Annotated in this window: 13 protein-coding genes; 10 read left to right on the plus strand and 3 right to left on the minus strand. The window is 62.5% G+C overall.

What is annotated here, in order from left to right:
• Window position 1 precedes the first annotated feature (1 nt).
• From LGQ03_RS09100 to LGQ03_RS09120, 5 genes are all read left to right on the plus strand, one after another.
• Window positions 2-1300, plus strand: a complete 1299-nt coding sequence (locus LGQ03_RS09100) for an NAD(P)/FAD-dependent oxidoreductase (RefSeq protein WP_226748141.1) — start codon at window positions 2-4, stop codon at window positions 1298-1300.
• Window positions 1297-2049: a DUF1365 domain-containing protein gene (locus LGQ03_RS09105; RefSeq protein ID WP_226748142.1), complete on the plus strand. Its 753-nt coding sequence runs from the start codon at window positions 1297-1299 to the stop codon at window positions 2047-2049. The genes LGQ03_RS09100 and LGQ03_RS09105 overlap by 4 nt, the downstream gene beginning before the upstream one ends.
• Window positions 2049-3290 carry an MFS transporter gene (locus LGQ03_RS09110; protein ID WP_226748143.1) on the plus strand — a complete coding sequence of 414 codons (1242 nt, stop codon included), beginning with the start codon at window positions 2049-2051 and terminating at the stop codon, window positions 3288-3290. Before LGQ03_RS09105 ends, LGQ03_RS09110 begins: the two co-directional genes overlap by 1 nt.
• 23 nt (window positions 3291-3313) lie before the next feature.
• Window positions 3314-4048, plus strand: a complete 735-nt coding sequence (locus LGQ03_RS09115) for an SDR family NAD(P)-dependent oxidoreductase (RefSeq protein ID WP_226748144.1) — start codon at window positions 3314-3316, stop codon at window positions 4046-4048.
• A gap of 108 nt (window positions 4049-4156) precedes the next feature.
• Entirely contained in the window at window positions 4157-4849 is a 693-nt protein-coding gene (locus tag LGQ03_RS09120) for a hypothetical protein (RefSeq protein WP_226748145.1), read from the plus strand.
• 60 nt (window positions 4850-4909) lie between these two features.
• Here LGQ03_RS09120 and LGQ03_RS09125 read toward each other — a convergent pair whose 3' ends face one another.
• On the minus strand, window positions 4910-5959 hold the full coding sequence (locus tag LGQ03_RS09125) for a saccharopine dehydrogenase (protein ID WP_226748146.1): 1050 nt from the start codon (window positions 5957-5959) through the stop codon (window positions 4910-4912).
• A 57-nt stretch (window positions 5960-6016) separates the two neighbouring features.
• Window positions 6017-6661, minus strand: coding sequence for a histidine phosphatase family protein (locus LGQ03_RS09130; RefSeq protein ID WP_226748147.1), 645 nt, complete (start codon window positions 6659-6661; stop codon window positions 6017-6019).
• 128 nt (window positions 6662-6789) lie between these two features.
• Here LGQ03_RS09130 and recQ point away from each other — a divergent pair, with 128 nt between their 5' ends.
• Window positions 6790-8829 (plus strand): DNA helicase RecQ, encoded by a 2040-nt coding sequence (gene recQ, locus LGQ03_RS09135; protein ID WP_226748148.1) that lies wholly within the window; start codon window positions 6790-6792, stop codon window positions 8827-8829.
• Here the strand turns inward: recQ and LGQ03_RS09140 are convergent.
• Entirely contained in the window at window positions 8826-9443 is a 618-nt protein-coding gene (locus tag LGQ03_RS09140) for a glutathione S-transferase family protein (RefSeq protein WP_226748149.1), read from the minus strand. The genes recQ and LGQ03_RS09140 overlap by 4 nt on opposite strands.
• A 72-nt stretch (window positions 9444-9515) precedes the next feature.
• On the opposite strand from LGQ03_RS09140, the gene LGQ03_RS09145 reads away from it, so the two are divergent.
• The 4 genes from LGQ03_RS09145 (at window position 9516) to LGQ03_RS09160 (ending at window position 14998) form a co-directional block, all read left to right on the plus strand.
• Window positions 9516-10199 carry a helix-turn-helix transcriptional regulator gene (locus tag LGQ03_RS09145; protein WP_226748150.1) on the plus strand — a complete coding sequence of 228 codons (684 nt, stop codon included), beginning with the start codon at window positions 9516-9518 and terminating at the stop codon, window positions 10197-10199.
• A gap of 72 nt (window positions 10200-10271) precedes the next feature.
• Window positions 10272-11045 carry a peroxide stress protein YaaA gene (gene yaaA / locus LGQ03_RS09150; RefSeq protein WP_226748151.1) on the plus strand — a complete coding sequence of 258 codons (774 nt, stop codon included), beginning with the start codon at window positions 10272-10274 and terminating at the stop codon, window positions 11043-11045.
• 98 nt (window positions 11046-11143) lie between these two features.
• Window positions 11144-13933: a formate dehydrogenase subunit alpha gene (gene fdhF, locus LGQ03_RS09155; RefSeq protein WP_226748152.1), complete on the plus strand. Its 2790-nt coding sequence runs from the start codon at window positions 11144-11146 to the stop codon at window positions 13931-13933.
• 225 nt (window positions 13934-14158) lie between these two features.
• Window positions 14159-14998, plus strand: coding sequence for a DUF481 domain-containing protein (locus LGQ03_RS09160; RefSeq protein ID WP_090157945.1), 840 nt, complete (start codon window positions 14159-14161; stop codon window positions 14996-14998).
• Window positions 14999-15205: the final 207 nt, after the last annotated feature.

A 15205-nucleotide genomic window follows, 5' to 3' on the forward strand; every position in this document is an offset into this window, starting at 1 on the left:
AATGAGCCTGCCCAGAATATCCCCCACGCCGCGTCGCATCGCGGTGATCGGCGCTGGTATATCCGGCATGGGTGCCGCGCATGCATTGGCCCGTGATCATCATGTGACCCTGTTCGAAGCGGCCAAGCGGCTGGGCGGTCATGCCCGCACACGGATGGCCGGACCACAGGCGGATACGCCTGTCGATACCGGATTCATCGTGTTCAACCATGCGAATTACCCGAACCTTGTCGGTTTGTTCGACGAGCTGGGTGTCGATACCGTCGAAAGCAACATGAGCTTTGGCGCGTCGTTTGACGGGGGGCGTATGGAATATGCGCTGCATTCGCTGGATGCCCTGTTTGCGCAGCGGCGTAACGCGGCGAACCCGAAATTCCTGCGGATGGTGCGCGACATCCTGCATTTCAACAAACATGGTATGGCCGCCGCACAGGACACCAGCCTGACCATCGCCGGCCTGCTGAAACAGCTGCGCCTGTCGGATTATTTCCGTGACTATTACCTGACGCCCTTTTCCGGTGCGATCTGGTCGACGCCCAAGGAAAAGATTCTCGACTTTCCGGCCCATGCGCTGCTGACGTTTTTCGACAATCATGCGCTGCTGAACACAACCGGACAGCACCAGTGGTACACGGTCGCGGGCGGTAGCCAGCAATACGTGGCAAAACTGGGTGCCGACATGGCAAAGCGCGGTGTGGACCTGCGCCTGGGGGCTGGTGTGCAGGGTGTCCGGCGCACGGGCGGCGCGGTGCAGGTGCGGGCCATCGGCGCAGAGTGGGAAACGTTCGACGAGGTCGTGTTCGCAACCCATTCCGACGATACGCTGGCCTTGCTGGCGGATGCCAGCGCCGAAGAGGCCGCGACCCTGGGTGCCGTGCGCTATCAGGGCAACCGTGTCGTGCTGCATTCGGACACCGCGATCATGCCCAAGCGCCGCAAGGTCTGGGCGTCCTGGATCTATACCGAGGCCGCGAACAAGCGGTCTGATCAGATTGACCTGACCTACTGGATGAACAGCCTGCAACCCTGGCTGACCGGTCAGGACTACATGGTGACGCTGAACACGACCCGCACGATCCGCGAGGATCTGATCTGGGACGAAACCAACCTGCGTCATCCGGTCTATGATACCGCCGCACTTGCCGCACAAAAGGATGCAGCACGCATGAACGGGACCAACAACACCTGGTTCTGTGGTGCATGGATGCGAAACGGGTTCCACGAGGATGGTCTGGCCAGCGCTTATGACGTGGTTGACCGCCTGAATGCCGCCCATACGCGACGGATCGCGGCAGAGTGACAGGCATCCAGCATATCCCGGGTCAGACCTACCACGGTCGCAAGGGGGCTGTGAAAAACGCCTTTCGCTATTCCATCGACTACGTGATGTGCGATGCCGAGGCCGATGTGACGGGCCCCGGTCTGTTCGGGCGCAACCGGCGCGGCCTGATGTCCCTTTGGGACGCGGACCATGGCGGCGTCGTGCAGCAGGGCAGCGGTGCCGCCTGGGTCCGCCAGACGTTGGCGGCGGCTGAACTGGATGGGATCACCGACATTTCCTTGCTGGCGCAGCCGCGTGTGCTTGGCCATGTGTTCAACCCTGTGTCGTTCTGGCTGTGCTATGACGCAGGCGGCGTGCTGCGGGTCGTGATTGCAGAGGTCGGCAACACCTTTGGCGACCGGCATTGCTATCTGTGCCACCACGACGATCTGGCCCCGATCACCAGGCGCGATGCGCTGCACGCACGCAAGGTTTTCCACGTCTCGCCGTTCCAGCCGATTGCCGGTGATTACACGTTCCATTTCGACATCACAGCCGATGCGGTCGACATCCGGATCGATTATGGGCGGGACGCGGGTGGTCTGATCGCGACACTGCAGGGACCGCGACAGCCGTTGACCAATCGGGGTATCCTGGCCGCCGCCTTGCGTCGCCCGTTCGGGTCGCGGCGCGTGCTGGCGCTGATCCACTGGCAGGCGTTGAAATTGTGGTGGAAGGGTGCCACCTTTCGCCCGTGGACGCCGCCGCCAGAGGATGATGTCACCTGATGAACGCCTGGTCCCAGCGCCTGCCCGCCTATGCGTTGTTCGCCGCGATCATCAATGCGGCCGGACTGCCGATCTATATCTACGCACCCAAATATTACGCCGACACCTACGGTGTCAGCCTGACCGCACTCGGCGCTCTCTTGGCTGCGCTGCGGCTGGTGGACGTAGTGCAGGACCCCGCACTGGGGTGGGTCAGCGAGAGATTGGATAAGGGCAAGCGGCTGGCCGTGACCGCCGGTGTGCTGGTGCTGGCGCTGGCTATGCTTGGGCTGTTTGCCATAGCGCCGCCCATTGCCCCGCTATGGTGGTTCGGACTGACCGTGACCGCGCTGTTCAGCGCCTTCAGCTTTTTGACGATCAATTTCTACGCGCAGGGCGTGGCCAAGGCCGGACCGGGCGATGACGGTCACGTCCGGCTGGCCGCCTGGCGTGAAAGCGGCGGTCTGCTGGGCATCTGCATCGCCGCCATTGCGCCCACCGCCCTGATGGGGCTGGTCGACGCGCCATTTGCCGTGTTTGCGTTCTGGTTTGCGGGACTGGCGGTGGTTGCCGCCGTCGTGATGTGGCCCGAATGGAAGGGCCGCACACAGGCCGAAACCACGCCGATCCGCACCATTCTGTCGGACGGCATCACCCGCCGTCTTCTGTTGCTGGCATTGGTGAACGCCACCCCGCTGGCGGTATCGTCCACGTTGTTTTTGTTCTTTGTCGAAAGCCGGTTGCAGGCACCCGGCTGGGAAGGACCGCTGCTGGTGCTGTTCTTTCTTGCGGCGGCATTGTCATCGCCGGCATGGTCTGCCGCCGCGCGGCGCTGGGGGGCCAAGCGTGTCTTGCTGGTTGCGATGGTTCTGGCGGTGCTGTCGTTCGGCTATACCCTGACGCTGGGGGCCGGTGACACGGTGGCATTCGCCGTGGTCTGCGTGCTGTCGGGTGCGTCCATCGGGGCGGATCTGACGCTGCTGCCTGCGCTGTTCGCGCGTCGCATGGCGCGGATATCGCCTAACGGCGGTCAGGGTTTCGGTCTGTGGAGTCTGGTGAACAAGCTGACGCTGGCCTTTGCCGCAGCGGCTCTGTTGCCCTTGCTGGAACAGGCCGGGTTTCGGTCGACGGGCGACAGTCCCGACAGCGCGCTTGTGCTGCTGACATGGCTTTATGCGGGGGTGCCATGCGGGTTGAAACTGCTGGCGATCGCGCTTTTGGCGCGGCTGTCGCTTGAGGACCCGCAGCGCGACCCTATCTGACCTCTAACGCAGAGGAGAATGATATGAGTGACTGGCAGGGCAAACGGTATTGGTTGGTCGGCGCATCCGAAGGGCTGGGCCGCGCGCTGGCGCATCAGCTGTCCAAGGTCGGGGCCGAGGTGATCGTATCAGCCCGCTCCGAAGACAGGCTCAAGGATCTGGTGGCCGAACTGCCAGGCAAGGCGTCATATGTGACGGTCGACGTGGCGGATCTGGGTTCCGTTCAGGCGGCTGCCGAACAGGTCGGACGGATCGATGGCATGGTCTATCTGGCCGGTGTCTATTGGCCGATGGCGGCGGGTGAATGGGATCAGGAAAAGGCCGACACCATGGCCACGGTCAATTTTCTGGGCGCGCAACGCTGTGTTGGCGCGGTCATTGGCGACATGACCGCGCGGGACGCAGGCCATATCGTCCTGACCTCTTCGCTGACGGCCTACAGGGGTCTGCCCGGATCAATCGGTTATACCTCGTCCAAGGCGGCGATCCTGTCGATGGCGGAATGCCTGCATGCGGATCTGCGCAAGACAGGCGTCAGGGTGCAGGTCGCCAACCCCGGTTTCATCAAGACGCGCCTGACCGACAAGAACGATTTTTCGATGCCCCAGATCATGGAGCCCGAAGAGGCCGCCCGCGAGATTTTCGAACTGATGGACAGTGCGAATTTCAAAAAGACATTCCCGCGCTTGCTTGGGTCGATTTTCCGGCTGGGGCAGTTCTTGCCCGACGCGCTCTACTATCCGATTTTCGGTCGTTGAGCCGGCCGGAAATACGCGTAAGGCGGTTTTTGTAGAAACGAATCACAACCCAAGGCAGAGTTGTCGTGCCCGAACCGGGCGCAATTTACTCTGACTTGGGAGATCGACATGCATTTCAACGATATCACTAGTGTAATTGGTGAAGACGCGTTTTCACGTTCGACATTTCAACCCGACCTGTTGGTCGAGGCGGTGCAGACCTACCTGCATGCCGACAGGCCGGGCGAACCACCCGAGGGCGCAGAGGCGCTGATCGAGAAGATCATCGGGGATTTCCGGCTCGATCCCGCTGCCGAAGCCGGGATTGATTTCAAGCCGATCCCGGATGTGGGGCAGGCGCAGTCGCTGTTGTTATCCTACCTGCACCTGACGCTTTACGACGGGTTGCAGGACGATGTTGACGGACCATCGGTGCGCCGTGCGCTGCGGGTGCTGCCCGACAGTGCGTCGGCCGGAACCGCGCTGCGCAAGGATATTCTGACCGCCGTCCAAGAGATGGACAGCGCGGAAGGTCTGGTCAAATCAATCGCGGCGCGCGCTGAAAAAGACGGCCAGTTTCGCAAGTCGCTGGAGGCAAGCCGCGATTGTTTCGCGCAAGCGATTGAGGATCTTAACCGGTCGTTCAACGGTCTGCCACCCGGTGCGCAGGGCAAAAGCCTGTCGGCGGCTGCTGCGGCCGGTGCCACGGTGATCACACTGACTGTTCTGTGCCCCGGTTGGTTTTTCCTGCTGTGTATTCTGGTGTTTATCGTTGTCGCCGGCGTCTTGATCCTTGTGTCCCGCAGACGGCGCAGGCGCTGATGGCCACGTCTGGGGGCGCTGCCCCCAGACCCCCGGGATATTTCGAAAACAGCGAATGGATCAGCGGCGGCTGATCGCCCGGTCAAAGATCTGTGCGGCGCGCGCCCAGACGTCGCTGTCCGGCAGGGCGGCCAGGTGCGGCAGAAGCTGGTCTGCAAAGTCCTGCGAGGATTCCAGCGGCATCAGGGACGGCAGGTTGTCGATGGCGGTGACATCCAGCGGTGGATCATCGTGCACCCGCAGCGCTGGGGCGTCCCATGTGGTGACGCGATCGTAGACCTTGATCGGGGAGAAATCGCTGTCGGGGTCGCAGGCGATATCGCCGATGACGGTCAGTTTGCGCGTTGCTGTCCTGGCCGAGGCGGGCACAAAAACCGGTGTGCCGGGCCGCGCAAGGATGCAATTGAGAAACAGGTCGTGCGTCAGTACCTGTGGAAAGGGGCCGCCGTGTGCGGTTTCTTCGATGTCCCAGCGGGTGGTGGCGACGCCCATTTCGCGGCACAGATCGGCGGCACCGGTGCCGACCCGTCCCTTGGCCCCGATGATCAGGGCGGTCGGGCGCTGGGTTCCGAGCGTGACAAGATCGCTTTGCAGGTCCGCCAGCAGGTGTGCGGCTGAGGGGACGGCGCGGATCGGACCCATGTCGCGACCGCGCTGTTGCGCGATCCAGCACATCAGCGACACCGCAGCGCCAGCGTAGCCCGCCCAGTAGCCGAATGCGGCGACGCGTCGGTTCTGGTCATCGGTCAGGTATTCGAGATCAAGCAGCGTGCCGCCGCCGGCCTTGAACCTGTCCAGCAGGCGCAGCCCGTCCGGCTGTCCCTTGAACGCGTGGCCAAACATGATGTGGCGATGGCGGAGAGGGCTGCCGTCGGCGGGCAATTCCTTGAGCCCGAAGATCAGCGCGTCATCGGGCGCGTCGGTCCAGGCACCGGCAGGCGCGATATCTGCCCCGGTTGCAGCGTAGTCGGTCGTTGGCACGATGCGGTCGGGTGAATCCTCGACCGTGACCTGAAAGCCCGCCGCGATCAGCTGGGCCACGCCCTGCGGCATGATGCCGACCCGTGCCTCGTGATCGCGGGATTCGGCGCGGACCCAGAGATGTGTCATGTCGGCAGTCCTCTTTCGTGAGTGTTGCGGTTCAGGTCAGCGGGAGCAGAACCCGCGTCAGTAGAACGTGCGATTGTCGGCGCGGTCGGCGGTATCGAGATGCGGCACGCTGTTGAAACTGACCAACAGCGGGCCGTGGTCGGTGACGTGGATCCTGTGGACCGAGGTATTGAAGATCGGCAGGGCAATCCGCGCCATCTGCGGGATGTCCAGCCCCAGGATGTCTGATACCGCCTGCGCGATGATGCCGCCTGACGAAACGCACAGCACACGCTTGCCAGGCTGGGCGGCCATATCCATTACGTCGCGCACACGGTCGCGAAAGGTGTCATAGGTTTCCGCACCACCGATCTCGCCCTTGCGCCATGCGGTCAGGGTGGCTGGAAAGCGGGTGACGAAATCACTGGGGTCGTGGGCATCCGAACCGTGGACGCGCGTCATCTCGTCGGTCAGGTCATAGTAGGCGATTTCGTTCAGGCGTGGGTCGCGATCAGCGTCCGGGTAACCCAGGTTGGTCAGCGTTTCGCGCTGGCGGCGCAGCGTCCCGGACAGCACGACGTCATAGGGGCGGTCGTGGTCGCGCATCCAGTCGCCCAGCCACTTGGCCTGTTGGTGGCCCAGGTCAGACAGACGGTCATAGTCCGCCTCGTTCGTGGCTGCGGAATTGGCCTGCCCGTGCCGGACCAGTGTGATTTCGCCCATGTCGGTCTCCTTTGCGGTGATTGGGTAGGCGAGCGGGCGGCGATTGGCAACGGTCGCGGGCGCGGGGCGCTTGTTTACCGATTCTTCATGTGGAATGAAGCACCCTCAGGCACGGTTGGGGGCAGACGATGCAAGCGGCACATATCCTGCGGGATGTCTTTGGGTTCGATGGCTTTCGCCCGGGCCAGGAAGAGATCGTGGATGCTGTCGTCGCGGGTCAGAACACGCTGGCCATCATGCCGACGGGTGGTGGCAAATCGCTGTGTTTTCAGTTGCCAGCGATGGTGCGACCGGGTGTCACCGTCGTCATTTCGCCACTGATTGCGCTGATGCGCGACCAGGTGCGCGGCCTGCGCGAGGCGGGGGTCGCCGCTGGCGCGCTGACCTCTGGCAACACGGAGGAAGAAACCGATGCCGTCTGGCAGTCCCTGGCGGACGGATCGCTGAAACTGCTGTACATGGCACCTGAACGGCTGGCGTCATTCGGTACCCAGCGGATGCTGCGCGAGGCGGGCGTCAGCCTGATCGCCGTGGACGAGGCGCATTGCGTCAGTCAGTGGGGGCATGATTTCCGCCCTGATTACCTGCGGATCGGCGAACTGCGTGAAACGCTGGATGTGCCGCTGGCGGCATTCACGGCGACGGCGGATGCAGAAACACGCGAAGAAATCGTGCAAAAGCTGTTCGGTGGGGTGCAGCCGCAATCGTTCCTGCGCGGGTTCGATCGGCCGAACATTCATCTGGCATTTGCGGTCAAGGACGGGCCAAGAGCGCAAATCATGAACTTTGCCGGTGCCCGCAAAGGGCAGTCGGGCATCGTCTATTGCGGCACGCGGGCCAAGACGGAAACGCTGGCGCAGGCGCTGGGTCAGGCGGGACATTCGGCCTGTGCCTATCACGGCGGGATGGAGGCCGAGGCGCGGCGCGACATCGAACGGCGGTTCCAGCAAGAGGACGGGCTGATTGTTTGTGCGACCATCGCCTTTGGCATGGGGATCGACAAACCCGATATCCGCTGGGTCGCCCATGCCGATCTGCCGAAATCTATCGAGAGCTATTATCAGGAAATCGGTCGCGCTGGGCGTGATGGCGGGCCTGCGGAAACCCTGACACTCTATGGGCCGGACGATGTGCGCTACCGGCGTCAGCAGATCGACGAAGGGTTGGCCCCACCTGAGCGGCGTGCGGCCGATCATGGCCGGTTGAACGCGCTGCTTGGTCTGGCCGAGGCGCAGGTCTGTCGCCGCCAAAACCTGTTGCGTTACTTTGGCGAGGACCCGCAGCCCTGTGGCAACTGTGATCTGTGCGATACCCCGGCAGAGGTGTTTGATGCCACGACGCCCGTGCGCATGGCCTTGTCCGCGGCGTTGCGGACCGAGGAATGGTTTGGGGCGGGTCACTTGATCGACATCGTGATGGGCGCTGATACAGCGAAAATCCGCGAGCGCGGGCATGATGCGCTGCCGACGTTCGGCGTCGGGCGCGAGTTTTCCAAACGCCAATGGCAGGCGATTTTCCGGCAGATGATGGGGCTGGATCTGTTCCGCCCCGATCCTGCGCGGCACGGCGCACTGCGGATGACCGATGCCGCACTGCCGATCCTGCGGGGCGAGGCGCAGATCACCCTGCGCCGCGATACTGTTCAGGCGGCCAAGTTCAGCCCCGCTGTGCGCCAGATGGTGTCCGAAGAAGATGCGCCGCTGCTGTCTGCGCTCAAGGCAAAGCGCCGCGCCTTGGCCGAGGCGGCTGGCGGTCCGGCCTACATCATTTTCAACGACAAGACGCTGATCGAAATGGCGGAACGCAAACCCCAAACCCTGGACCAGATGGCCGGTATCAGCGGCGTCGGTGCGAAAAAGCTGGACAGCTACGGCCGTGCATTCCTCGAGGTGATCGCAGGTGCCGTCGAACAGGTGCACCCCGCGCGGATGAAGCTGGCCGGGCGGGCAGAGGGCGCGATCTATGACCGATTGCTGGCCGTGCAGGCTGATCTGCAACGCGGCCCGGACGGTGCGGACAAGCCGATGTCCTGCACGGCTGCGCAACTGGCCAAGGTGGCACAGCTGCGCAGCCCCGATGCGGATGCGCTGGCCCGGCTGATCGGCGAACGCCACGCGCAGCGGTTTGGTGACGCCTTTTTGGCGGTCTTGGCAGAGGGTGTGGATTAACCCGCCTTGGCCGCAGGCATCAGGCCAGCGTCATAGCTGCCCATGGCCCGGTAGGCTGGCCGATCTGTGCAGCGCGCCAGCCAGTCCTGCACGACCTGGTCCGTCGGCGCAAAGGACGGCATCCAGTCGAAAGGTGAGCTGACCAGCAGGTCCACGGCGGTGAACCTGTCACCCAACAGATAGGGCTGGTCGGAGAGCGCGTTGATAAGTGCATCGCTCATCTCGGCCTTGCCACGGAAATTGGCGTGCAGCCCGGGATGGTCGAGACCCAGCAGCGTCGTGATCATCACCGGCTCTATCACCGCGCCATAGTAGGCCAGCCAGCCCAGATACGCGCCGCGCGTCGGGTCGCCGGGTTTGGGGGCCAGTTCGCTGGGAAACAGTTCCGTCAGATACTGGATGATTGCGCCGCGTTCGCGGATCATGACGCCATCGTGGACCAGCAGGGGGACCTTGCCCTCGGGGTGGAGGTTCGCGGGATCGGCGGTGCCTCTGCCGTCCTGGCGGGCGACGTCGACCACGCGTACATCGACGCGGTCCAACGCATTCAGTTCGATCAGCAGTTGGATGATGCTCGAAGAGCGGGTGTAGGGGGCATGATAGAGGGTCAACATCGGTTTGTCCTTTCAGGGTTGCGATGCAGCCTGAATACGAGAACACTCCTGTCAGTTTCCGTCAGGATCGTTATGGCCCGCACCGATCGTTTGTTTCGCCTGCTCGATACGCTGCGCCGTCTGCCGCAGCCCGTGACTGCCGCGCGGTTGGCCGATGAAACGGGGGTCTCTGAACGCACCTTGTATCGTGACATCGACACGCTGCGCGCGGGCGGCGCGCTGATCGATGGTGCGCCGGGTTATGGCTATACCCTCACCGAGGATTTGGCCCTGCCGCCCCAGACGTTCACCCGCGAGGAAATCGAGGCACTGCTGCTGGGACTGGCTGAGGTGCCGCATCGGGGTGACCGCGCGCTGGCGCTGGCGGCGGAAACTGCACTTGGCAAGATCATCGCGACATTGCCCGACCGCCAGCAGCGGCAGGCGCAACATGCTGCCGTGATGGTGCGGCGCGCAGAACGCCCTGCCGCACCACTGGCTGACCTGTCGTTGATCCGGGCGGCAATCTGGGACGAAACGGCTGTCAGGATCAGCTATGTCGACGCGACGGGTACGCCGTCCGACCGGCGCATCCTGCCGCTGGCGACCGTCTATGTTGATCGCGGCGTCATGATCCTGGCGTGGTGTGTTCTGCGGCAGGACTTTCGCAAGTTCATGGCGGACCGCATTCAGGGCGTTTCGGCGACAGACGAAAGTTTCCGCCCTCGCCGCACCGCGCTGCTGCGGGACTACGTGGCAATCCTGACTGCGCGGTAGGATGCGACACGCCGCCGGGTGGCGCCCGGTGGCTGGGGTGCTACAACGTCGCGCACACTGTCCGGAGGTCCCATGCTCGTCACGCTCTCGCCCGCCAAATCGCTCAACCTTGATCCCGTCGATATCACTCCGACGCAGCCTGCGTTTCAGGCCGACGCCGTGCGGCTGGCCAAGACGATGCGCGGCCAGACCCTGGGTGATCTGCGCAAACTGATGAACATTTCGGACGACCTTGCGCGGCTGAACCGCGACCGGTTCAAGGATTTTGCTGACGATCCGGCAGCGGATGCAGTGAAACCGGCGGCGCTGGCGTTCGATGGTGACACTTATCAGGGCCTGGAGGCGAAAACGTTGTCAGAGGACGATCTTGCCTTTGCGCAGGATTGCCTGTGCATCCTGTCTGGTCTGTATGGTGTGTTGCGCCCGCTGGATGCGATCCAGCCCTATCGGCTGGAAATGGGCAGCCGGCTGAAAACGCGGCGTGGCGCGAACCTCTATGATTATTGGGGCGATACGATTGCCAAGGCGCTGAATGCCCGTGCGGCAGAACGTGGCACCGACGCGCTGCTGAATTGCGCAAGTCAGGAATATTTCAACGCGGCCCAGACGCCCGCGCTGAAACTGCGGGTCATCACGCCCAAGTTCCTCGAAGTGAAGGACGACCGCCCGCGCATGGTCAGCTTTTTCGCGAAACGCGCGCGGGGTGCGATGGCGCGCTACGTGGTGGAAAACCGCCTGACCGATATCAATGACGTCAAAGGGTTCAACAGCGGCGGTTACGCCTACGATCCCGATTTGTCAGAGGGCGACACTTGGGCGTTCGTGCGGGATTATCCGACCCAATAGGACAAACTGGCGCAAAGAATCGGCAATCTGTCGTCTGTGTCATGTGACGGGCCGGGCATCGCGCGCTAGGATCGTTACAGTCCCGATGGAGCGACCCGATGTCTGATACGATCACCTTCACCCTTGATGGCCAGCAGGTCGAGGCTGCGGCAGGCCAGACCATCTGGGAGGTCGCGCATGGCCGCGGTCTGGTGATCCCGCATCTGTGTTTCAAGGATGCCGCCAGCTACCGCCCGGACGGCAATTGTCGCGCCTGCATGGTGGCCGTTGACGGGGAAAAGAACCTTGTGGCGTCCTGCCTGCGCAAGCCGACCGAAGGCATGGTCGTCACGACCGACCAGCCGCGCGAACGGCAGGCCCGGCGCATGGTGATGGAACTGCTGGTCGCCGATCAGCCTGCGCAGGATGTGGCACACGACAAGTCCAGCCACCTGTGGGACATGGCGCAGGCCGAGGGCGTGACCACGTCGCGGTTCCCGGCCAAGGATCTGGATCACGTGCCGCTGCTGGATGACAGCCATGTGGCGATGCGCGTGAATCTGGATGCCTGTATCCAGTGCAACCTGTGCGTCCGTGCCTGCCGCGAGGTGCAGGTCAACGACGTGATCGGCATGGCATGGCGTGGGCATGACGCCTATCCGGTGTTCGATATGGATGACCCGATGGGCGACAGCACCTGTGTGGCCTGCGGCGAATGTGTGCAGGCCTGTCCGACCGGTGCCCTGATGGAGGCCAGCGTCGTCGATACCGCCCAGGTCGGTGACCGCAAGGATTTTGACAAGGAGGTCGCCAGCGTCTGCCCGTTTTGCGGGGTCGGTTGCCAGATCAGCCTCAAGGTCAAGGACGGCAAGATCAAGTATGTCGAAGGGATCGACGGTCCCGCCAACCAGAACCGTCTGTGCGTCAAGGGGCGGTTCGGGTTCGACTATATCAATCATCCGCATCGTCTGACGAAACCGCTGATCCGCCGCGATGATGCGCCCGCCAAGGGGATGAACGTCGATCCCGGCAATTACCTCGACGTGTTCCGCGAGGCGACCTGGGAAGAAGCGATGGACCGCGCGGCAGGCGGCCTGTCCGAGCTGCGCGATACGCAGGGCGGTCAAACCGTTGCCGGCTTTGGGTCTGCCAAATGCAGCAACGAAGAAGCCTATCTGTTCCAGAAACTGATCCGGCAGGGGTTCGGCCACAACAATGTCGATCACTGCACGCGGCTGTGTCATGCGTCATCCGTTGCGGCGCTGATGGAAAACGTGGGCTCTGGCGGTGTTACCGCGACGTTCAACGAGATTGAAAACGCCGACGTGGCGATCGTGATCGGGGCCAACCCGGTCGAAAACCATCCCGTTGCGGCCACCTATTTCAAGCAATTCGCAGCGCGCGGTGGCAAGCTGATCGTAATGGACCCGCGCGGTCAGGCGCTGAAACGGCATGCATCGCACATGCTGCAGTTCAAACCCGGCACCGATGTCGCGATGCTGAACGCCATCTGCAACGTCATCGTCACCGAAGGGCTGTTCGATGAACAATATATCGACGGTTACACCGAAAACTGGGACGCAGAGCGCGAACACCTGAAACGGTTCACGCCAGAGTCGATGTCAGAGATCTGCGGCATCGACGCCGAGACACTGCGCGATGTGGCGCGGACCTTTGCCGGGGCGCAATCTGCGATGATCTTTTGGGGCATGGGCATCAGCCAGCACACCTATGGCACCGACAACTCGCGCTGCCTGATCTCGCTCGCGCTGATGACGGGGCAGATCGGCCGACCCGGCACCGGGCTGCATCCGCTGCGCGGTCAGAACAACGTACAGGGTGCGTCTGATGCCGGCCTCATTCCGATGTATTTGCCGGATTACCAATCAGTCACCAGTGCCGAGGTGCGCGCCAGTTTCGATGCCCTTTGGGGGGCCGGTACTGTTGCCGCTGAAAAAGGCCTGACCGTGACGGAAATCCTGCAAGGTATCCATGACGGACAGATCAAGGGGATGTTCATCCAGGGTGAAAACCCGGCCATGTCAGATCCTGATCTGGACCACGCGCGCGCGGGTCTGGCGATGCTGGATCATCTGGTGGTGCAGGATATCTTTTTGACCGAAACCGCGAACTTCGCGGATGTGATCCTGCCTGCCTCGGCCTTTGCCGAAAAAACCGGGACAGTGACCAATACCAACCGTCAGGTGCAGATGGGACGTCCCGCTGTCCCGCCACCGGGCGAGGCGCGCGAGGATTGGCGCATCCTGATCGACATGGGCCAGCGGCTGGGACTGGACTGGACCTATAGTCACCCGCGCGACGTCTATGCCGAAATGGCCAGCACGATGCCGTCACTGGACCACATCAGTTGGGACAGGCTGGAACACCAGGCCGTCACCTATCCGACCAGCGGTCCGGATGACCCCGGTCAGTCGATCCTGTTTGCCGATGGCTTTCCGCGCGAGGGTGGCCGGGCGCGGTTCACCCCTGCGGATGTGATCGCACCGGACGAACAGCCGGATGCGGAATATCCCATGGTGCTGACGACCGGGCGACAACTGGAACATTGGCACACGGGCGCGATGACCCGCCGCGCGACGGTGCTTGATGCGGTGGAACCGCAGGCAAATTGTTCGTTGCATCCGCACACGCTGCGCGATCTGGGCGTGGAGGCGGGCGGCTATGTGACCCTGTCCACCCGTCGCGGCCGTATCACCGTCATGGCGCGCGCGGATCGGGCCGTAGCCCGCGATATGGTGTTTCTGCCATTTGCCTACGTCGAGGCAGCGGCGAACCTGCTGACTAATCCCGCCATTGACCCCATCGGCAAGATCCCGGAGTTCAAGTATGCGGCTGTGCGCGTCGAAAAGGCGTCACAGCCCGCAGCGCAACCGGAAGACGCATTTTAGTTCCATCACAAAACTGAAATCTGCCCGTGAACGACCTGCATATTCCCGTGTTTTCTTTAGGCAGTTGATTTTAATAATAAAAATTATCACGGGATTGTGGGGTGTGGCTGTGATGGAACAGTAACCCCATAGCCGTATCCAAATGGCCCGGTGGGTCTCGAACTTTTGTCGCGCGTGGGCATTTAACCCCCACACCGCACACAGCGGGACACAAGGAAAGAGACCATGAAAACATTGAATATTTTCGTAGCCGCCGCGACCGCATCCCTGATCGCTGGTGCCGCTGCTGCGCAGACCACTGTCTTTGCAAACGAAGACGCCGCAGTCGACGCCGTCGACGACCTGCAAGAGCAGATCGCCGAGGATGCCGAGCGTGATTTCAACCAGTTCGGCAACGAAGGCCGCATCGTCGGTTCCTACGGTTCGGTCGCACTGCGCGCGACTGCCAACAGCAACGACGACGACGATAACTCGAATGTCGGCGTCGGCCTGCGCTACGGCACCTTTGACGGCGTGAACGGCGTCGACGTGTCGGCCAAGTATGACTACGCGTCCGACAACGGTGACGAGACAACGAACCGCCTGCTGGCTGGCGCTGATTATCGCCGCGACCTGTCGGGTGCCTTCTTTGCCTATGGCAAGCTGGACGTGCTGCTGGATTCGGCTGTCACGGATGCAGACTCGTATGACACCGACATCTTTGCCGGTGCCGGTGTGGGTTACCGCATCCTGAACGACGCGACCGCGCAGTGGTCGATCCAGGCTGGTCCGGGCTACCGCTACGCCGAGCAGGTCAACGGCGAAGACGTGCGTGAAGTCGCAGGTTCGGTGTCTTCGAACTACTATCGTTCGCTGTCCGAAACGTCCTATCTGACCAACGACACCGACGTCATCTTCTCTGATGCGAACGCGCAGATTCAGAACGAACTGGCGCTGAACGTGTCCATGACGAACGCGCTGGCGCTGCGCACGTCGCTGACCACGATCTACAACGACGAATCCGACAGCAGCTTTTCGGATGCAAACAACACCCTGGGTGTTTCGGTCGTCTACAACTTCAACTGATCTCACTCGGATTGCATTCCCGAAGACTGTCAGTGAAGTGAGGGCGGTGGCGCAAGCCACCGCCCTTTTTCGTGAAAATGCCACTTAATTGAACAAGTGTTCAAAAAAAGAATTTGACCGCGACGGTCGTTCTTATCCAAGATGAAGCATGGGTCCGCTTGAGGAGGTGCGACCCATTGGCCCGACGGGCCAGGTCGAGGGGAGGAT

Origin of the sequence: Loktanella gaetbuli (assembly GCF_020531945.1) — a bacterium.
GTDB classification, from domain to species: Bacteria; Pseudomonadota; Alphaproteobacteria; order Rhodobacterales; family Rhodobacteraceae; genus Loktanella; species Loktanella gaetbuli.